Annotated in this window: 15 protein-coding genes, 1 other RNA gene and 2 CRISPR repeat arrays; of the genes, 3 read left to right on the top strand and 13 right to left on the bottom strand. The window is 40.9% G+C overall.

The genetic code is table 11. The features are described 5' to 3' along the window. Positions 1-7 precede the first annotated feature (7 nt). From MKX97_RS06845 to MKX97_RS06830, 4 genes are all read right to left on the bottom strand, one after another. Positions 8-1,669 carry a diguanylate cyclase gene (locus MKX97_RS06845; protein WP_342537242.1) on the bottom strand — a complete coding sequence of 554 codons (1,662 nt, stop codon included), beginning with the start codon at positions 1,667-1,669 and terminating at the stop codon, positions 8-10. A gap of 143 nt (positions 1,670-1,812) precedes the next feature. Next, positions 1,813-2,187, bottom strand: an RNA gene (gene rnpB, locus MKX97_RS06840) — RNase P RNA component class B. Positions 2,188-2,272: 85 nt separating this feature from the next. After that, positions 2,273-2,566, bottom strand: coding sequence for a cell division regulator GpsB (gene gpsB, locus MKX97_RS06835; RefSeq protein WP_040758157.1), 294 nt, complete (start codon positions 2,564-2,566; stop codon positions 2,273-2,275). A gap of 80 nt (positions 2,567-2,646) precedes the next feature. After that, entirely contained in the window at positions 2,647-3,897 is a 1,251-nt protein-coding gene (locus tag MKX97_RS06830) for a ribonuclease H-like domain-containing protein (protein ID WP_340758712.1), read from the bottom strand. Between the two features lie 385 nt (positions 3,898-4,282). Here MKX97_RS06830 and fmdA point away from each other — a divergent pair, with 385 nt between their 5' ends. Then, positions 4,283-5,461 (top strand): formamidase, encoded by a 1,179-nt coding sequence (gene fmdA, locus MKX97_RS06825; protein ID WP_078816489.1) that lies wholly within the window; start codon positions 4,283-4,285, stop codon positions 5,459-5,461. A gap of 14 nt (positions 5,462-5,475) precedes the next feature. Further along, positions 5,476-5,745, top strand: coding sequence for a zinc ribbon domain-containing protein (locus tag MKX97_RS06820; RefSeq protein WP_078816488.1), 270 nt, complete (start codon positions 5,476-5,478; stop codon positions 5,743-5,745). Between the two features lie 273 nt (positions 5,746-6,018). Here the strand turns inward: MKX97_RS06820 and tnpB are convergent, their stop codons facing one another. After that, entirely contained in the window at positions 6,019-7,176 is a 1,158-nt protein-coding gene (gene tnpB, locus MKX97_RS06815) for an IS200/IS605 family element RNA-guided endonuclease TnpB (RefSeq protein WP_342537240.1), read from the bottom strand. A gap of 209 nt (positions 7,177-7,385) precedes the next feature. On the opposite strand from tnpB, the gene MKX97_RS06810 reads away from it, so the two are divergent. Continuing rightward, the gene (locus tag MKX97_RS06810) at positions 7,386-9,059 is read left to right on the top strand and encodes a ribonuclease J (RefSeq protein ID WP_342537239.1); all 1,674 of its coding nucleotides are present in this window, start codon (positions 7,386-7,388) and stop codon (positions 9,057-9,059) included. 119 nt (positions 9,060-9,178) lie between these two features. Next, positions 9,179-10,229: direct repeats of the CRISPR family, unit length 33 nt; unit sequence ATTTCAATCCACGCTCTCTATAAAGAGAGCGAC. Positions 10,230-10,397: 168 nt separating this feature from the next. Here the strand turns inward: MKX97_RS06810 and cas2 are convergent. From cas2 to MKX97_RS06770, 8 genes are all read right to left on the bottom strand, one after another. Beyond that, positions 10,398-10,688 carry a CRISPR-associated endonuclease Cas2 gene (cas2, locus tag MKX97_RS06805; protein ID WP_340758708.1) on the bottom strand — a complete coding sequence of 97 codons (291 nt, stop codon included), beginning with the start codon at positions 10,686-10,688 and terminating at the stop codon, positions 10,398-10,400. A gap of 10 nt (positions 10,689-10,698) precedes the next feature. Beyond that, positions 10,699-11,730, bottom strand: coding sequence for a type I-C CRISPR-associated endonuclease Cas1c (gene cas1c / locus MKX97_RS06800; protein WP_340758707.1), 1,032 nt, complete (start codon positions 11,728-11,730; stop codon positions 10,699-10,701). Next, the gene (gene cas4 / locus MKX97_RS06795; RefSeq protein ID WP_342537238.1) at positions 11,727-12,356 is read right to left on the bottom strand and encodes a CRISPR-associated protein Cas4; all 630 of its coding nucleotides are present in this window, start codon (positions 12,354-12,356) and stop codon (positions 11,727-11,729) included. The genes cas1c and cas4 overlap by 4 nt, the downstream gene beginning before the upstream one ends. Before the next feature lie 16 nt (positions 12,357-12,372). Continuing rightward, a complete protein-coding gene (cas7c, locus tag MKX97_RS06790) occupies positions 12,373-13,248 on the bottom strand; it encodes a type I-C CRISPR-associated protein Cas7/Csd2 (protein WP_342537237.1) in 876 nt (291 codons plus the stop codon). Continuing rightward, positions 13,229-15,163 (bottom strand): type I-C CRISPR-associated protein Cas8c/Csd1, encoded by a 1,935-nt coding sequence (gene cas8c / locus MKX97_RS06785; RefSeq protein WP_342537236.1) that lies wholly within the window; start codon positions 15,161-15,163, stop codon positions 13,229-13,231. The genes cas7c and cas8c overlap by 20 nt, the downstream gene beginning before the upstream one ends. Beyond that, a complete protein-coding gene (gene cas5c, locus MKX97_RS06780; RefSeq protein ID WP_342537235.1) occupies positions 15,160-15,885 on the bottom strand; it encodes a type I-C CRISPR-associated protein Cas5c in 726 nt (241 codons plus the stop codon). The genes cas8c and cas5c overlap by 4 nt, the downstream gene beginning before the upstream one ends. A gap of 13 nt (positions 15,886-15,898) precedes the next feature. After that, positions 15,899-18,268, bottom strand: a complete 2,370-nt coding sequence (cas3, locus tag MKX97_RS06775; protein ID WP_342537234.1) for a CRISPR-associated helicase Cas3' — start codon at positions 18,266-18,268, stop codon at positions 15,899-15,901. Between the two features lie 609 nt (positions 18,269-18,877). After that, positions 18,878-20,051: direct repeats of the CRISPR family, unit length 33 nt; unit sequence GTCGCTCTCTTTATTGAGAGCGTGGATTGAAAT. A 156-nt stretch (positions 20,052-20,207) separates the two neighbouring features. Then, the gene (locus MKX97_RS06770; protein ID WP_340758701.1) at positions 20,208-20,354 is read right to left on the bottom strand and encodes a hypothetical protein; all 147 of its coding nucleotides are present in this window, start codon (positions 20,352-20,354) and stop codon (positions 20,208-20,210) included. Positions 20,355-20,453: the final 99 nt, after the last annotated feature.

Below are 20,453 nucleotides of genomic sequence, written 5' to 3'. Positions count from 1 at the left end.
TTCTCCGTTACTGGATCAGATGAAGAAATTCATCAAACTCCAGAGGTTTACTTATATATGTTCCTTGTGCATAGCTGCAGCCTAACGCGCGCAACCGCTCAGATTGGCTAACGTCATCTACACCCTCAAAAGACAAGTCAATCTCTAAAGCCCCAGCCATCGCTTTAATCGCCTGAGCAATCTTCCATTGATCTTCTTCAGTCGATAGCCGTTTCACTAGATTACGATCTAGTTTCAAATGCCCGATAGAGCTATCTGACAGCAAAGGAATTGATGAATAACCGTAACCGAAATGATCGATCAGCAGATGAAACCCCAACTTTTTCAAGGTCCTTAACTTATGGATGGATTGCTCTTCATCTAGCATAATAACCTTTTCATCCAATTCTAATTCAAAATTTTCAGGCTTAACATCAAATTGTCCGAGAATTCCACAAACATTTTGGATGAACTGAGGATGCGTGAAGTACATGCTCGAAATATCGACGGCAATCACTGTGCGCAAACGTACAGCTTCCGGCATACGGGAAAGGTCCTCGCAAATCCTCTCAATGGCCAAGTTGGTAATCGGAATATCAAGACCCATCTCTACCAGTTCCTCGTAGGAATCCCTCAGTGTAGTAACCGATTGTTTACATCCGCCACATCGCAACGAAATCTCCGCACCGCGGAACACACCTGTCCCAAGATGAAGTTTCGGCTCATACAGTAACTGAAAGTCCTTATTTTCGACCATGCCAATCAAATCTTGTTCCAGCTCTTGAAGCTTGGCAATGCGCTCCTCCAAATCTTGCTCAAACAGCGTCTGTCGATTACGGCCTTTTCGCTTGGATTCATACATGGCGACATCTGATTTTCTCATTAAGCTCTCTCTGTCGGTACCATTTTTCGGATATAAGCTAATTCCGATACTAGTCGACATCCCGACTTCATAGGAGGCACTGTGATAGGGCTGCTCAATCGCTTCAAAGATCCGATCCGCTAAGAGCACTGCTTCCCCTTCATGCTTAATGTCTGTTTGAACGATAACGAACTCATCGCCGCCTAACCGGGCAAACAAATCATTTTTCCTAAGAATTTTCTTCACTCTTCGTGTGAACTCTTTCAATAATTCATCTCCGACGAAATGTCCCATCGTGTCATTGACTTGTTTGAAACGATCCAAATCTAAAAATAACACAGCGTGCATTTTCTTTCTTTCGGGATCACCACAGAATAGCTTGTCCATTTGACTCGTCAAATAGTTACGATTTCCAATTTTCGTCAAAGGATCTGTACAGCCATCGCCTTTTGATGGCGGCTGGTTTATCATGGAAGCGGGTCGGCAAATTCCATAATAATATGCCTGGTCATTAGTGGTATCCAAATGGAAGAACAATTTGACGTCTCCATCTTCTCCATTTTCACCAAACGGCAGACCGCCTTCCCAATACCCTGTCTTTTCAGCTTCTTCCCAAATATCATGTTGCCATGTTGCCGGAAAAAGCTGAAGCATGGACGGATCTTCATTATTGTAATGGGTCAGTGTAAAGAAAACAGAGTTAGCAAAAAGCAGGTTTTTACTTTCATCTGTAACGAAAACGCCTTGTTTCATTTCCTCAATAATTGTATTATAAATTGTTGGCGGGAAGGCAGGGTTTATTTGAAAGAAATCAGACTCATTTACCATTACCTTCCCTCCTTATGTATCGCCTTTTCAATCGGTCTCTTCTCAGTATTATGTCAAATAAATGCGATTAGCAAACCTTCTGTACAAAAGAAAAACTCTCCCAATACTATAGGAGAGCTAATTGTGATGTAAACCATAGAATATTCTGTAAGCCATGTTTTGTTCTTCAGTACTCAAACGGTTTGCACCTCGTACTTGAAGCGGTAATCATCTATCTACAGACAATTGCCTGTCCCTTCCTCCATTGAATTCTTTCGGAAGAGCGCCCCTACCATAATTTGGGTTTCTCACTCGTGGGGTTTACCCGTTCCACTTGACATGTTTCCATGCCAACTACGTCACTGTGGCACTTTCAGAGAATCTCATCCATATCCGAAGACTTAGGATTTATTCTCGCCATCAATGCAAAAGCATTGCCCCGGCTTATTTTTTCACCGAGCACGAACACTACGGTCATCTCAGAACCGTGTGAGCATGGACTTTCCTCTACAATAAAATTGCAGCGATTACCTGAATAGACTCTATGGTACTCTTTAGTATACATCAATTCATCCCGGCTATCAATGATTTCGTTCAAACTGGTCATTTCCAATTTAAAGAAAATCAGTTATCAGACAGCTTGCTGCCGAAAACTTGTCTTTCCAAGTTGGATAGGCGCTGCAAGATATCAAAATTCGTTGGTTGAGGAGTCGGCGCAGACGTTCTATGCTGCGAAGTACTTGCTGACGCTTTCAACCGTTCGTTTTCTTCTGTAAGTTGCGCGATTTCTTTTTTGAAAGTCTCATAATCTTGGATTACATCGTCCAAAAATAAATCCACTTCTTCTTGTTTATATCCGCGCATTGCTGTTTTAAATTCTTTCTCTAAAATCTTCTTTGAATCTAACTTTAATTCCATGACAAAACGTCCCTCCGTCTGTGATCCCATACGGTCATTATAGCATATCATGTCATTCTTTGTCTTAATTGAGAAGGTCCTTAAGACTCTCTTGTCGGTTTCTGCGCTTGCCCGGGAAATAGTTTCTTCTTCACGCGTATTTCCCGCTTGGAAAAGGCGCTCTGCATGCTATCAATAAAGCGTTTGGATAGTTTATTTTGTTGTTCGAGCAAAGATTTCCCCTTGTTAATTCGATCAACCGCCAGCGGGAAATCTTTCAGCTTATGTTCATATAATTTCGCCAATTCTTCATAGGCAAGTATTTGTTCCCGGCCTTCTCCACTCGAAGCTACGATTTCAAATGATTGGACCGCACGATCGTACTCTCTATATCGCTTCAATAGAAACCCTAAATGAAAATGTGTCAGCGGATAACTCGATCCGTACACTTCTGCGATTCTTTCCAGCTCGGCAAAACTACGCTCAGTCAAACCAAGATCCTTGAACCATTTGGCGATATTCGTTGCGACTTGAGCAGTTGGTTTACTCTCCTCCTGCAAAATCATGTCAGAAGAAAGACTGAACAGCGTGACGAGGGAAAGAATATCCCATTCATTGTGCCACATAACCTTCATCAAGATTTCAGCCCGCCCATTCTTCACGGCATCCTGATAGATGATCGGCGCCATATGCCCTGGAATATCATCTTTCCGATGAAAGCCTAGCTGTTTGCGCTCGATTTCCGTAAGTTTGAAAGAGTCCATTTCGCCTTTCCAAATACGCCGCGAACCATGCAACAGATCAATTTGCTTTGGAACCGGCAACTTAGGGAGCTGTTTTCTATGCAGCGACCAACGTGTCTGCAATTGCGGAAAGTCAAAACTCTTTCCATTATAAGTGACAAGCGTCAGCCCTTCCTGCCAAAGTTTTGATGCATAGAGAAACGCTGCTTCGTGATCTGGATTCGGCAGCACGTACTGTGTCATGACGAATTCATCCGATTTCAGTTCCAATAACCCAATCAAAAAAATTATCGCTCCCGCCCCTTTAAGTCCAGTTGTCTCGGTATCGAAAAAGAGCAGCTGATCAGAAGAAGGAGCAAGCGGATGAGCATATCCAGTCTCCATCCAATTGGTCAACTTCTCTTGTATGTCCCCTAAGCAAATATCGCCATGCATATAGGTAAGCGGATAATGAATGACACGCTTATAAACGATACCTAAGTCATTTTCGATTTTTTCCAGTCCCGTCGTCAGCCATCTCTTTTCATATGATGGCGCCGGCGGTTTCGTAAACGTTTCAACCGACTCTTGCACGACTGTCGTTTTTTTCACTAGCGATTTCATGGCCATAAGTTTTTTCTCATAAGACACGGCAAATCAACTCTTCTGTATGCGGGCTTTCCATCGTATGCTCCGCAGCCCGGATATAGTATTGCTTATTTATCTTTAAGAACATCGATACACCTCACCCCTCGAAGCAATTACATGATTTGTATTGAATTATACTATACTTGAAGGACTTATTAATAGAAACACACTCGTAAACATACAGGCCAGTATTTCTTGGGGAATAAATAGCAGATGAGAATGAAAAGCATTGAAACGAAGTAACCGCATGCCGCATATTTCCTCCACCACAGTCATTCTCACTATTGCAGTCATAAACGTGGGACAACTTCACATATGTTGACATGGTAATGCTTGCGCAATTTATTTAATTAGGAGGAATTTGATAATGGCACAGTATAAGTACAGACTCGATTTAAGCAAACCTATGGAACAACAAGAGCAACCCGGACACAATCGTTGGCACCCTGATATTCCTGCTGTTTTTTCAGTAGAACCGGGAACCGCATTTCGAATGGATTGTAAAGAATGGACCGATGGACAGATCCATAATAATGACAGTGCAGAAGACCTTCGCACCGTTAATCTTACTCGTGTCCACGTATTAAGCGGTCCTGTCTACGTCAATGGCGTGGAGCCTGGTGATTTGCTCGTCGTTGATATTTTGGATGTCGGAGCCCATCAAGAATCAGAATGGGGGTTCAATGGGATTTTTGCGAAAGAAAACGGAGGCAGCTTCTTAACAGATGAATATCCAGAGGCCGCCAAATCGATTTGGGATTTCGAAGGCATTTATACGACGTCCCGCCATGTGCCTGGTGTCAAATTTGCGGGTCTCATTCATCCAGGTTTGATTGGAGTCGCTCCCTCAATGGAACTATTACAAAAATGGAACGAACGCGAACAAGCTTTAATTGATACGGATCCTAATCGAGTTCCCGCACTTGCAAATCCCCCCTCCGAAGAAAGTGTAGTGTTAGGGCATTTGGAAGGCGCGGAGTTTGACCGGATCGCAAAAGAAGGCGCGCGTACAGTCCCGCCTCGTGAAAATGGAGGAAACTGCGACATTAAGAATCTCTCCAAAGGTTCTAGAATCTTCTTCCCAGTATTTGTGGACGGCGCCAAACTGTCCGTCGGCGATCTGCATTTCTCTCAAGGCGATGGAGAGATCACATTTTGTGGCGGCATCGAAATGTCAGGCTGGATCGAATTAAAAGTGGATGTGATTAAAGGGGGTATGGAGAAATATAAGATCAAGGAAAATCCCGTATTCCAACCAGGACCTGTTGAACCGAATTATAATGATTTCTTAGTTTTCCAAGGCATTTCCGTAGACGATCGTACAGGAAAACAACATTATCTGGATGCTAATCTCGCTTATAAAAAAGCCTGCTTAAATGCCATTGAGTATTTAAAAACGCTTGGCTATACAGGTGAACAAGCCTTTATGCTTTTAAGCTCAGCACCTGTGGAAGGTCGAATTAACGGCATCGTGGATATTCCAAATGCCTGTTGCACGATTGCGATCCCAACACAAATCTTTGATCAAGACATTATGCCGAAATAATAGGAGGGTAAATCTTGCCAAACTACACATTTCGTTGTCCAGGTTGTGGAGAATTCACGCTGTTCTTCAATTCCATGTCCGGCAACAGGGAGAATACAGAATGTCCTACTTGTAAATCGGAAGCTGCCAGAGTTTATTTTGCGCCTCACCTCTTCACCCTTTCTCGTAAGCTCAGCTCGAAGATCGAGAAAGGGATGGAACCGCAACGAATGACTCGGGATGAACTAGGTGCAAAACAGAAGCAAACAAAGGTAAAAGCAAATCGTCCTTGGCAAGTCGGGTAGACTCCTCCATGAATCTTGAATCAATATAATAGCGTACAAGATAAGAGGCTTGGACATAACCAGCCTCTTTTTTATGTGATTAGACTTCACTGAATAAATGGGATTACTCAAACTATTGCAGGCAAAAATGCAACAAAAGGTACTACTCTCATCACTGAATCAAATTCGCCTAAGAGGAATATGTCACTTGTTCCATTATTGAACTACTACCACTTTCACTACGTTTAGAAGTGAGAGATTCCTAAGATCACCGGCGTAACCGCCAGTTATTGATTAGGCTATCCCCGCAGCCCCTGCGGTTAGAAGTCTGTTCGCTTCCTTTTCAAGATTTATACTTGCGTTAAGATCTCGGTCGTGATGACTTCCACATTTCAGACAGCTCCATTCACGCAAAGCCAGATTCTTAACGTCTTTGTTTCGATCTCCACACTTCGAACAAAGTTGACTCGATGGGAATGTTTTTCCTACGACTACAATCTGTTTGCCGTACCACTTCGCTTTATATTCAAGCATTGTACGAAATTGTGACCAGCTAACTTCGCTAATTGATTTAGCCAATTTTTGATTTTTAAGCATAGTAGTGATTTGCAAGTCTTCTATTCCGATTACATCGTGGTTTTTGATGATATCGGTTGAGAGTTTATGCAAGTAATCCTTTCGCTTATTCGCAATGCTTTCCTGGATACGCGCAACTTTCACACGTTGTTTTTGATAATTTCTCGCTTCACTTAGCTTACATTTTCTTTTGATAGCTAGTTCTCTCCGTCTTGAGAGAATCCGTTGCGCTTTCGCTAACTTCTTCTCTAATGAACGAAAGTACTTGGGATTGTTATACACTGTGCCATCTGATAAGACTGCAAACTCTTTCAAACCCACATCAACACCCACGGAGGAATTCGTTTTAGGTACTTCTTGTACTTCTGTTCCCACAAGAATCGAAACGAAATATTTGTCCGAAGAAGTATGTCGAATCGTTGCATTCATGATTCGACCCTTCACTTCACGACTTCGCGAAAATTTTATCATGCCCAACTTAGGGAGTTTAATTTTGTTGCCAACGATTGCGATATTGCCATTTGTTTGTTTTGTTGTGTACGATTGAACATCATGATTTTTTGATTTAAAGCGGGGTGCTTTGTTTTGTTTTTTGAAAAGTCTTGTATAAGCGTCAGCCAAGTTTTTTAAGGAAGATTGAAGGGAAATGCTATCCACTTCGTTTAACCAAATGGTACGTTCTTGCTTTTTTAACTGAGTTAGTTCAGCGGAACAGGTAGTGTACGAGAGTCCTTTCCCTGTCTCTTTATACGTGCTGTCCCATTTAGCCAAAAAGTGGTTAAAAACAAAGCGGCTACAGCCAATGGTTTTTGCGATTAAAATACGTTGTTCTTTGTTCGGATGAATTTGAAACCGATAAGCTTTGTGGATCAGCATGAAATTCACCTCCACCAAAAAGAATGTACGTTCTCATTATAACCGACTGACATACTCTTTGGCTAGCGCCAACCGATATTTATCACCCACTTACCCATTGGGCTACGCCCTACACATTCCTTGAAGTGGGCGTCTTCTGTCGGAAAGTAATAAATTCCCTATGAACGGACATACTTAAGGTATTCATGAAACATAGGGAGAGACGACTAATGACCAATCTCGAAAATACTTTGTCGATTTTTGCTTTAGGCGGGATTAATGAAATCGGGAAAAATATGTACGTAGTGCAATATGAAGATGATATCTTTGTTATTGATTGCGGCTCAAAATTTCCTGACGAAAGTCTTCTGGGAATTGATTTGATTATCCAAGATATTACGTACTTACAACAAAATAAAGACAAAGTCAGAGCTCTTATCATTACACACGGACATGAAGATCATATTGGAGGCATCCCCTATTTCTTAAAGCAGCTGAATATCCCCGTGTATGCAACGGAATTAACAGCTGGGTTAATAAACCTTAAATTGAAGGAACATGGTTTGCTTCGTCATACGGAATTAACAATCTTCCACGCAGCATCTAAGTTATCATTCGGAAACGTGGACATTTCGTTTTTCAGGACAAATCATAGTATTCCCGATTGTGTAGGAATCGTTTTCCATACACCTATTGGGGCAGTTGTTCATACTGGGGATTTTAAGTTTGATTTAACCCCTGTGAATAATGATGCGCCAGACATTCACAAGATGGCGGAAATCGGAAAAAACGGTGTGCTCGTATTACTGTCTGAAAGCACCAATGCGGAGCGCCCTGGATTTAACCCTTCGGAAATAACGGTCGGAGGACATATTGAAGAAGAATTCCGAAAGGCACAGAAAAAAGTTTTTATCTCTACGTTCGCATCCAATGTACACCGTGTTCAGCAGGTCGTCGATGCAGCACAAAAAACGGGTAGAAAACTCGCTTTACTAGGCAGAAGCATGATAAATGTGGTAAGCGTTGCCACGGAACTTGGGCATTTGAGAATCCCTGACGATATGTTGATCGAACCATACGAGATAGGTAAAATGGACCCTGAAAAAGTCGCCGTTTTATGCACCGGCAGTCAAGGTGAACCGATGGCAGCCTTGTCGCGGTTGTCGAGTTCCAATTTCAGGCATGTAGAAATACTTCCAGACGATACCGTTATTTTAGCTTCGTCCCCTATCCCGGGTAACGAAAAGAATGTTTCACGGATTATCGATAATTTATATCTTCTGAAAGCGAATGTAATTTATGGCTCAGGCGGTTCAACCGGTATGCATGTTTCCGGCCATGCAAACCAAGAAGAACTGAAGCTCATGCTTACACTGATGAAACCGAAGTATTTCATTCCCATTCACGGAGAATATAGAATGCTCTATAAGCATAAGCAACTGGCCGAATCTGTAGGCGTGGACCGAGAAAATATTTTTATAATCAACAACGGAGATGTAGTGGATGTCGATCGTACTAAGGCATATCAAACACGAAGAGTTCATGCTGGCCGTGTGTTTGTTGACGGATTAGGTGTAGGAGATGTGCGTAATATTGTGCTGCGTGACCGAAGAGTCCTGTCAGAAGAAGGGATGCTCATCATTGTGATTACGGTTAGTAAAACGGATGGTCAACTTATTTCTGAACCAGATACCATCTCGCGAGGCTTTGTTTATGAACCCGATGCGAAGGAACTCATTAAAGAAGTCAATGAAATTGTTAAAACCACGGTCACTAATTTGAGCTCGATACACGGCAGTAAACGAACGGCTATCAGACAGAGTGTAAAGAAGTCGGTGGAGAGTTTGTTATTTGAGCGAACGAAAAGAAGACCGATGATTCTTTCGTTTTTGATTGAGATTTGATTTTGAAAGGATTTTTATAAAACGATACTTTGTAAACTGCATAATTAAGGGGACTATCTTTTGAACGGCTTCTAATCCTTTTCATTTACTCATCCGGCTCTTTGAACATTCTTATTCTCTTTTTAATCCTCGTCCCCTATAAAGGGAGCGACTCTTTCATACCTAAATAGCGAGTATTTCACAACCGATTTCAATCCACGCTCTCTATAAAGAGAGCGACTCACAAACAAAATTAGCTTCGTATTTAACGTCAAATTTCAATCCACGCTCTCTATAAAGAGAGCGACGAATTTTGTGGCTAATTGGGGAGGTGAAGCGATTATTTCAATCCACGCTCTCTATAAAGAGAGCGACGTATATCTTAATGCGGTTGACCTTCGACAAAATTGATTTCAATCCACGCTCTCTATAAAGAGAGCGACTTGATGGTTTAATAACTCCATAAAATCTTGCAAATCGATTTCAATCCACGCTCTCTATAAAGAGAGCGACGATATTGTCACCAATAATGACTTAAAAATTTTCAAAATTTCAATCCACGCTCTCTATAAAGAGAGCGACATCACAAAGATCCTCCACAAATATGTACCAGCTATTTCAATCCACGCTCTCTATAAAGAGAGCGACGCTGCAGGTCGGTACAAAGCACTCAGCGAAGCGAGAATTTCAATCCACGCTCTCTATAAAGAGAGCGACAATATGCCGATCTGTTAATCATCGAAGACAAGTATTTATTTCAATCCACGCTCTCTATAAAGAGAGCGACCTAAAACTAAGTGCACCGTTGTGGACGAAAAAGATTTCAATCCACGCTCTCTATAAAGAGAGCGACGATAATAAGTATGAGGTGATTATATGCAAACAATTTGATTTCAATCCACGCTCTCTATAAAGAGAGCGACGTACAGGGTGCATTACAGAAGGTTTAATCTATGATTTCAATCCACGCTCTCTATAAAGAGAGCGACCCTAGACTTGTTTTTATCATCATGAGGACGTATATTTCAATCCACGCTCTCTATAAAGAGAGCGACCTAAAGCTCCAACGCCAACTAATCCAGATCCGGAAATTTCAATCCACGCTCTCTATAAAGAGAGCGACATTACAGGAACAGCTGCTAAAACATTTTCAATCAAATTTCAATCCACGCTCTCTATAAAGAGAGCGACCGCAAGATATAGACACAAGAAACACTATAGCTCTATATCTTGTGTTTATACATATATAATTCAAATATCCCTATCCATTTTATACCTATTAAAACAAAAAAGTATAGATTATCATGCAAATTATGCGCGAACCTCCCCGGGTTTTCATGTTCACTATAGGTTCGCACATTAGAACACAAGCGGATCTTCTACCTTAATTGATGGCTTTGCACCAACATGTCTTACTTTTTTATCATGATTATTTCCTAAACGGTAATAACGTAAGCTGTCAACATCGGGGTCAATGATTTCTTCTAATGCAATCTCTAATTGACGTAATTGAGTGCTATCTACAATACACTCAAAAACTGAATTTTGCACACGTACACCGTATTCTTCACATTTCTTTGCAATTTTTCTTAAGCGCTTTTTGCCGCTGCTTGTGTAAGTCTGAACGTCGTAAGTAACAAGTACTAACATTTTACAACACCTACCTTATTAGAATAGGAGGATAGGCATCAAGATCACCGCGTAAGAAACGAGCCAATAATAATGCTTGTATATGCGGAATTAGCCCCCAAGAAACTTTTTCCTTTAAAAATGGATGAGTGATCATTTGTTGTTTTTCCTTTTGCCATAATTGTAAAAACGATCGTCGAGCTTCATCCGTCAAAATCACCGCTTTGTTTTCTTTCACAATAAAATCATCACTGCTTATTTGCTGACGGTTAATTAATTTAAGAACAAATCGATCAGCGATTAGAGGCCTCAATTCTTCCATCAAATCAAGTGCAAGCGAAGTACGCCCAGGCCGATCTCTATGCAGAAATCCTACGTACGAATCCAATCCAACTCCTTCAAGCGCTGCCGCTGTTTCTGCTGCAAGTAGTGAATAGGTGAAAGAAAGTAAAGCATTCACAGGATCCAAAGGCGGTCTCCGATTCCGGCCCTTAAAAAAGAAGATATCTTTCTGTTGCAAAATACATTCTTCAAAAACACTAAAGTATGCACTTGCCGCGTTACCCTCGATTCCTCGCAGTGCATCTAAATCATTACATTTACTTGCTACTTTTCTCGCATCTCGTAGTCTCACAATGATCTCTTTGATTCGGTCACCGTTTACCCTTAATGCATGGTCTCTTATTGTACGTTTCAGAAGTTGTTCACTATTGAAAATCTTGCCAATGATCATGTTTTTGGCAATACAGACACACTCCTCTTCATTTTCTGAAACTCGATACTGTTTTTTTCGGAGAGTCACATTGCCATTCAGTTCACCAGTGACACGTCCCCGAAACCGACCGCTGCTTGTAAAGAATGTTAAGTTGATGTTCTGCTTCATACATTCACTCATTAAAGCCGGACTAGCTCCTTGATGTCCAAACGTACAGATTGCTTCAATATTATGCAATGGAATACGCGCTAAAGATTCATCCGCTTTCAATAGATTTAGGTTTTTTCCCTTTAAGGCAAGATATACTTCTGGATCAGAAACATATACGGTATTTAGCAATTGTTTCATTCCGCCAACATCCTATCCATATAAATTGATACCTTCTCACGTTCGAGTAGTTCAGGAAGACATCGATGACGAAGGGAACAGTGTAAACAATGTTTCCCTGTCTTGACACGCGGCGTATGGCGCCGCTTATAATAATGGTGCATTTCCTTTGTTATTTCTTTCACTCGCATCTTCATTTCTTCCGTTATTGTTACCGGCTCCCGGCGCTTTACTTCATGGTAAAAGAGCGCCGCTTCCTCAATGTGAGTTCCAAGCATTTCTTCTAGACAAATCGTTTGAGCTGTAAGCTGAAGAATATCGGCATCATGCGTCTTAGGTTTACCTCGCTTATATTCAATAGGTTTTACTCGATACAAACCTTTTTCTTTATCGAGCGGGACACCACCACTGTCTTGAATAAATTCAACCATATCGCATATGCCACTAATGCCCAAATATTGTGAATGGATCGGTAATGCCCTGACGTAAAGAGTGTCACCTCTTTTCTCTCTCGTAAAGGGATTATCTACTTTCTCATGCAAATAATTTCCTTCTATCGTCAGTACATTCTCTTCCCACTCCTGTTCTACATGTATGAGCGCCCACTGTCTTCGACAGAATGCAAAATGCTGGATACCCGAAAGCAATAGGTACTCTTCCTCGTTATATCCCAACATATTCTTCGACAGAAAGCCCTTCCAAAAGTGTCGCAGAAATTTGATAATTTTCAATAGACGACTTCATAGCATCGCCCACTTTTTCTATTTTCACAGTTCGATGCACTGCAGCCGAGGAATATTGACCTAGTTTTGAATTATGTTCCCACCAAAATACCTTATTGACTTCCATGCTGCCATCAGGTCTGGCAGATGAAGCGTCATTCGCAAATAACGTTTTTAATGCTTCTTTTAATTTTTCTGCATCTTCACAAGTAAAGCCAGTACGTTCAGCAAGTTGCGGGTTGATACTGCCATAGAAAACATAAACGCCAAAGTCTACTCGATGCTTCATACCCATCGTATCCGATGTTTTTTGGCTCGGATCCTTTTCATTGGTTGTTGAGTTTACACTTTTTGTGATTTGCATACTTGTAACATCGACAGGTTCGATACTTGTTGCTGTATGGATAGATACTGGACCGCGAACTCCAATCGACATCTTCGCGCCTTTAAAAGCGAATACTTGTCCAAAAGCACGCACATCAAACCAATTCCCACATGCGAGCATTTCTGCAGTCTGCTCATCTGTTCCTGTTGCTTTTGCTTTTGATAATAGTTTCTTTAACTCATCAATCGATTCCACTCGATCTTTTATGCTTCTGTATTCGTCGGATCTTCTCTCATCTGATTGAACCAAAATAGATTCACCTTCATCTTGAAGCCGATTTCTCAATTTGCGTTTGATCGCAACATCTGATACCTCACCGTGACCAAAAAAATCCTGACGTGGTCGGTTGCCGTTTAGTGGGTCACCATTCGGGTTAGCCTTATTCACCGTAAATGCTACCGCAAAATCAATTTTATTCTTCAATACTGACATGTTCTTTCTCCCCCTTTTTCGTATACATCTCTTGAATTTGACTGCTATAGCCGAGCAAGAACACCGGACCGAGCGGAGCGTCTGTCATTTGTTCCACTGTTAATCGGTCTTCAACTTTTTGCAATCTCATCGCATAATACCCTGCATTACTTCCAGATCTTTCGAAGTAAGGTGACAGCTGTTTACGAATCACCATCCATGTACGGGCAGGATGTTGGGAAAACGCATTGAAGTACCGAGTGGCATTTGTCGCTCTGTTTTCATCACGCTCTTTCAGAATACTTCTTTCCATGACTTCAGCAATTCCAAGCAAACGCCCAAATAAATAGTCTCGAGAATTATTCTCTTCTTGAATAGCCACGCTATATCCCTCGCTTTCATACTGTTTACTGACTAATGCACAGGCAATATTCAGCGTTGCATCCCATGACTCTGTTGTACCTTTAAAACTGAATGGATTCTTCACGCGATTGAAAATCAATGACACAATATCTTTTGGCAGGGGCTTCTGTTCCACGATACAAGGAAGCATCCTTGTATAAAAATCTTTTTTAATCCTGCTATCGGCTTTACTCCCGTAAACAGCTTCTGCCAATCTATAAGTAGAAGGTGTGCCGATGAAAGTTTGTATCTTATTCGTATTGGAATTCTTATGTGTTTGTAGCCATCTGCAAGTGCTATGCCATTGCTCAATCGAATCTAAAAACAAATCGACACTTAGTTCTTGATAGTAGACAATTGCAAGTCGGCCTTTGGTGGCTGCGTCCAGTGCCATCACAATAATATTTTCCAGATAATCTTGATTGAGCGTATGGCGCATACCATGTATAGCTTTGTTCAATTCTGCAGCTACCAACTCTTCAGTATGGGCAAGTTTCCGGCTGAATTCTGCGGTTTCATCTGCAAAAATATCCTCAAAACTTTCTATGCTACTCTTACATAGATCCAAGGTGCCATCAAATTGATTCGGCACGTCCGGCTGTTCTTTCCCAAATGTTATAAAATATCGGGAATCTACGTACGTACTTTGCCTTTGAATCAGCCACCTTAATGCATGATGCGCTTTTTGAGATGTCTCGTAGCCAATTTGCACCGCTTCCGTCGGTTTTGCGAAACGTCCCCGATATGTAAAACCTGAACTATCATTAGCAGAAATCAATTTGGACATATCGCCTGCATTTCGAATACGCGATCCATGCTGAGTCGTTAAGGCGGTTGCTTCTCCCGTGATGTAGCATATTCCGCTTTCCATTTTATTAACACTAGCTAGGAACTCAATAAAATTATCAAATATCTTTTTATCTTCCCATACGTTTGGATCGCTTGCTGTCTCATGCATAACGTCAAAACGGACAAAGGCAGAGGATGCTTCGGCAGGAATAACTTTATAAATGTCAGGCTTCTCTTCTTCGGCATTAGCCGGCCATTTATCCAACAACTTTCCCTCGGCATTAAGATAAAGAATTTTAGCTTCGACCAAATCTTTAATCATGTGGCCTTTAGCAATATAGTGATAGATAGATTGGACTTTATTAGAGCCTCCTTCCGATTCCGCCCATTCTTTCATTTGCTTCCTGTAATTCTGATGATGCTCTACGTATTTTGGATTTCCACCAAACTGCACGTAATCCCCTGCTACATAAGCCAATTTATCATGTATGAAATGTGGTGCACTTGCGTTAGCTCTATTTGCTGAATTAGGAGTCGCTGGAACTATCGTTCGAGCATTTTCCTTCTCAATCACCCTCGCACTATGGAATTCACCGTCTTGGGTCAGTAACACCGCAATTTGAGCACTCTGCATTACATGCGATACCGGCAATAGTGTCATCCGTTGTTTTCTTCTTTCCTCGAACTCTCCCACTCGATGAACGTTGTGATCATACACTTCTGCCAGCTGTTTCATCCAACTCATTTGTCCACCTCCTCAAAAATCATTACGTATTCTTCATCTACCGAAGTAAAGTTTATGCCTTTCTCAAATGATTTCACCAGCTCTTCGTGGATCGTTCTAATAATTCCGCATTCTTCTGGACGGTTAAATTGAATGATTCCATCTTTCATGACCGGTACACATAAGCGCGCTTGAAACGACTTCTGATCTCCTTCATCAGGATACGTAAATCCATGGAACATTTGTCCGAAACTGATCTCGCCGTACTGATCGTAGAACCCTTCTCCCTCACCAAACGTACACGCTTCGACGTACCCTTGACATTCTCTTGTCCCAAGATAAATATCTCGTCTTCCACCTCTCTCGACAGAACGCTTTGAAATATTATGATGCTTATGTTCGTTACGGTCATACGCAAGATCGGGTCTGTTTTCGTTAAATTCAAAATGTGCGCGAACTTGATATGCTGGATTACGTAAATAGGTGTAGTACATCAAATCATTTTCGTCGCTTTGATACTTAATAGGACGAATCGCTTTTACTTCTGTCTGAATCGGGTTCATCACTCGTACTTCATCGATGAACCAAGTGATTGTAGGTTTCCAGTAGATTGATTCTGTAATGCCTTTCAATGCCTGATAGGTTGGTATTTGATACGTAAACTTTTCCCCACCAATTCGAGTTACTGGATCTGTGAATAGTCCGTACTTGCCGTGCACAATAAATTCAATTTGATTTCTCACTTCATTCACCTCCCTAATAAAATTCCAATTGCAATCCTGCTTGTCCTTTTAACGTCACACCATATTCAAGATCATAGGCTTTCTTTGTTAAACAATAGATAGAATCCTCGTAAAGGGATTCGATCAACCCTTCATTATCTAATATCCTTAGTTCATGTGTGTAAAGATTTACGCTATATTGCTGTGCTTTTTTGATCAGCTGATTGAATAGCTTAAAATCACGTATATCTTCATTCAAGCTAGCGATAATTTCTTCTCCTTCTCCAAATGGCACCAAAACGGCTGTAGTTGGAGAATGAATCGCTTCAAAGTGCTTTTCTATCGTTTTGAACATCCCCGAAGATCTCGTTTGCTTCGACTGTTTTGCAGCAGATGTACCGTTCAACAGAGTAAACAAATCACAGTCCAGTTCTGGAGGCGCAATCCGAATTTCTCGTTCAGCCTGCGCCAGGAAGTGACTAAAATACGTTTCGATGGTTTTCGGATGAAGTAAGCGATCTATATATGCAGGATTCGTTAATATATAATCACTCGTTACTTCTGCACCTATCCGAATTTCAGGAAGCTTGGATAAATTTTCATCTTTGGAGCGAATGATAAACACCTCCCCTAGATCCCTTTCCCCATTACGATTACATCTGCCCGCTGCCTGCGCAATCGAGTCCAGTCCCGCGAGAGATCGAATAACCGATTCAAAACTGATGTCTACACCTGCTTCGATTAATTGCGTACTGACACAGACCACTTTCTCTTTCCCTAGCTTTTCTTTGATTCGTTCTAGTATTTCTTTGCGATGCATCGCGCACATCGAAGTGCTTAAATGGGCAACATACACATCTTGTAGTACTTCCAGTTCTTGATACAATTTTTTCACAGCAGTTTTTGTATTAAGAATAACCAAGACAGAATCACGATCTTCCAAAAGCTTTTTTGTAAAGTTTGCAATCTGTGCAGCATCCCAGCCGTCCGGATCTACTTCTGAGGAAATGGAGACCCTCTTGAACGCATCTACCACTTCATCCAATCCCGGAATCATTTCCGATTCCTTTTTCAAAAGCAATGGAACCTTTATCTGCTTTATCGACGCGTCATTGGCAGGCTGCGTGGCTGTACAAAGAATTATGCTGCTATTGCCGATTGCCTGAAGAAAATTGACAGCCGAATGAAATAGTTCCCTATGTTGATAAGGTACGGATTGCACCTCATCGAAAACAATTATGGCGTCTGTCAAATTATGTAGGCGCCGGCTCTTTCTCGTCCCTTTTTGATAAAAAGCATCTAAGAATTGGACCATGGTAGTAAAGATAATAGGATAATCCCAATTATCTCTGCCAAGCTGCATATTTTTGTGATAAGTCTGATTATAATAATCCGTTTCATTATCTATCCCTTCATCATCTACTACATTTGCATGATGTTCGAGTACAGCTTCTGGTTGTTGAATCATCTCCCTGACAGCTTGTGCGTTTTGTTCAAGAATCGTCGTATAAGGAACAACGTATATAATTCGAGATTTTTTGTACTTTAGGGCATGTTTTAAAGCATAGCGCAGGCTGGCAAAGGTCTTTCCGCCACCGGTAGGAACGGTAAGTGTATAAATGCCTGATGGATAATCAGCAAACATATCGCAACTTTCCGACATCTCATTGCGCAATGCGTTGATACCTTGGTTGTTTTGTTTAAATTCCGTAACCTTCTCCATCAAATGCTGGTATCCTATTTCAAAAACGTCTCCGGCATACATTTCTGAAGTATTGCTATTCTCTTCGAAACATCTTGTATTCGTACGATCCGCATCAATAAGACAGCTAAAGACTAACTTTTGCATTAGTGTTAAATATACATTTGCATTTCCAAGTGGTTTCACAAGCTGAATAAATTTTTGCATTTCTAGTTTTGCTTCGTCTATGAGTTGCTGAACTCTTTCTATATTTCCAGTTATACTTTCAAAATTCAATACTACTTCGTCATAATAAGGGAGTTGCTCATTCGTCACACGTCTTACATAATCGGAAGGTTTTAAATCTGGTTGCAAAAAATTTTGCATTCCCGAATGGTGAGATAAGACAGCCATTCCTACTGTCTCCACTACATAATCTTGTAAAGGATCTATGCCATAGTATCGTTCGTACAAATACTTTGCACCTGCTGTCGAGTGATCGATTTTTTCGCCGGCAATTTTATTTTTAAGCACTGCATTTTTCAGATAAGTAGTAAAGTGCTCCGTAAACTTCCCCATATCATGCAAGAATCCTGAAAGTTCGGCATGAGCCCCGAGATTGACCAGGTCTCCAAAACGACGAGCCAGCTCAGCCACCTCTTCTAAATGCTCTTGAACAGATTGTTCAGCGAAATCACTCTGTCGAATATGTGCGATTAACAATACATCCACCCCACTCATAGTCTATACGACTTATTTCACGTAATTAATCATTACCAATGTATCATAAATTATCCAAATATTGAAGAATATTTAAATTTATTTTGGAAAGTCCAATAAACTAAAGGCGTCAGGCTATGTATCATTCTTAGAAAAAGTAGTTGAAAGCACGTCGGTCGATCACTAGAACTCCGTGTAATTAATTTAGATGAAGGTCCCTTCAGTAATTTTTCCTGACTTCTGTCTATCGTTTAAGTAGAGAGTATTTCAAGATTAACTTGTTTATCGGTTGATGAAAACGTTTATATAGTGAATAAATTAAGAATAGAATTTGAACGATCCAGCTAAACTCAAGTGGAAGTAGTTGGAGAATAAATGCGCAAATAAAAACTTAGAATTTTTGTTTCCATCCAATTATTGTGATACATTGAATATATTCTGTAATGTGCGAACGTTAAGTGAACATGAAAACTCAGGGAGGTTCGCGCATATTTTGTATGTTTTTATGCCTCTTTTTATTCAAACAGGCATAAAGAAGAAGTGTAAAATTAATTTAAAGAATAATAAACACAAGATATAGTGTCATGTTGATGATAATGCCTATATTTTGCGGTCGCTCTCTTTATTGAGAGCGTGGATTGAAATAAGCCGATGATCTGGAATGACGAAGATACCAAAGGTCGCTCTCTTTATTGAGAGCGTGGATTGAAATGATCATTCTGACGCCAAAATAAAATGCAAAGGGGGTCGCTCTCTTTATTGAGAGCGTGGATTGAAATTCTTCGGTTTCGGCCGCTTGTGCATTTTGAATGGTCGCTCTCTTTATTGAGAGCGTGGATTGAAATATTTAAGGATTTAGCTGAGAAGCATGATGTAAAAGAGTCGCTCTCTTTATTGAGAGCGTGGATTGAAATTATAAGTAGATGGGAAAACGCACAAGCCACTCCAGTCGCTCTCTTTATTGAGAGCGTGGATTGAAATGCCCATGCCAAACGATGTGCCTTTTACAGAATCTAGTCGCTCTCTTTATTGAGAGCGTGGATTGAAATATATTTATTTCTGGTGTCTAGCTTTGTTACATTTGTCGCTCTCTTTATTGAGAGCGTGGATTGAAATGCATACGTTGGGCGTAGTCTTTAAAATCCTCTTTGTCGCTCTCTTTATTGAGAGCGTGGATTGAAATTGGTAAAAATGATAGCCGAATGTCTTTCGTAATGTGTCGCTCTCTTTATTGAGAGCGTGGATTGAAATCCATAAACTTTTGGCCGCTCCGCTTGAAAATTTGTCGCTCTCTTTATTGAGAGCGTGGATTGAAATGGCACATTGAAAGAATTGTCCTATGTCGAGTCCGTCGCTCTCTTTATTGAGAGCGTGGATTGAAATTGGATGTTTTAGATGTTTTCGAGGATAACGAACTGTCGCTCTCTTTATTGAGAGCGTGGATTGAAATATGAAATATAAAAACCAGACCGCATGATTTTGTGTCGCTCTCTTTATTGAGAGCGTGGATTGAAATGCTGCCGCTGCATCCGCGGAAAACGGCATCAGACGTCGCTCTCTTTATTGAGAGCGTGGATTGAAATAATCCAGACGAATTTAATTCATCCAATGCAAAAGTCGTCGCTCTCTTTATTGAGAGCGTGGATTGAAATTTCACTTTACGGCTATTCTCTTCTGCCGCTACTGTCGCTCTCTTTATTGAGAGCGTGGATTGAAATGGCAGCATCCGTCATACCAATAGAACTCTCCACAAGTCGCTCTCTTTATTGAGAGCGTGGATTGAAATATAATAATTACTTAACCCAAACAGACTATAGCCATCCACATGCTATCCTTCCCAAAGATTGTCTAGTTGCTTCTACCACTCAAAACCTATTCATACATCATCACCGAATCTAGGACTCCAGCATAAAAAAAGAACGCCCAAAATGGACGCTCTCTGTTAAAGGTTTACTGCTTCGGTATTGCTGTATACATCGGCACCCCGCATTGCTTTAGGCGGAATGTAGCTATCGCCGTTAGTAGCAAAATGATAACTATAAAGACTTTGCAGTAACAGATCTGATAGTTTGGTCACTTCTTCATTCATTATGAATCATTCCTCCTTATTTTCATAACTCGGAAATAACTCGAAGAAACTTATATTCAATATTTAATATTTCTGGGGCTCCCACCAGTATAGCTAAAT

Source organism: Sporosarcina sp. FSL K6-3508 (assembly GCF_038615825.1).
In the GTDB taxonomy this organism is placed as follows: domain Bacteria; phylum Bacillota; class Bacilli; order Bacillales_A; family Planococcaceae; genus Sporosarcina; species Sporosarcina newyorkensis.
The sequence above is the reverse complement of the archived record's forward strand: the minus strand, read 5'-3'. Positions and strand labels throughout refer to the sequence as shown.

Coding starts and splice junctions, on each gene's coding strand:
- MKX97_RS06845 (WP_342537242.1), bottom strand. CDS start 1,669: ATGGTAAATGAGTCTGATTTCTTTCAAATAAACCCTGCCTTCCCGCCA.
- gpsB (WP_040758157.1), bottom strand. CDS start 2,566: ATGGAATTAAAGTTAGATTCAAAGAAGATTTTAGAGAAAGAATTTAAA.
- MKX97_RS06830 (WP_340758712.1), bottom strand. CDS start 3,897: ATGGCCATGAAATCGCTAGTGAAAAAAACGACAGTCGTGCAAGAGTCG.
- fmdA (WP_078816489.1), top strand. CDS start 4,283: ATGGCACAGTATAAGTACAGACTCGATTTAAGCAAACCTATGGAACAA.
- tnpB (WP_342537240.1), bottom strand. CDS start 7,176: ATGCTGATCCACAAAGCTTATCGGTTTCAAATTCATCCGAACAAAGAA.
- MKX97_RS06810 (WP_342537239.1), top strand. CDS start 7,386: ATGACCAATCTCGAAAATACTTTGTCGATTTTTGCTTTAGGCGGGATT.
- cas2 (WP_340758708.1), bottom strand. CDS start 10,688: ATGTTAGTACTTGTTACTTACGACGTTCAGACTTACACAAGCAGCGGC.
- cas1c (WP_340758707.1), bottom strand. CDS start 11,730: ATGAAACAATTGCTAAATACCGTATATGTTTCTGATCCAGAAGTATAT.
- cas7c (WP_342537237.1), bottom strand. CDS start 13,248: ATGTCAGTATTGAAGAATAAAATTGATTTTGCGGTAGCATTTACGGTG.
- cas8c (WP_342537236.1), bottom strand. CDS start 15,163: ATGAGTTGGATGAAACAGCTGGCAGAAGTGTATGATCACAACGTTCAT.
- MKX97_RS06770 (WP_340758701.1), bottom strand. CDS start 20,354: ATGAATGAAGAAGTGACCAAACTATCAGATCTGTTACTGCAAAGTCTT.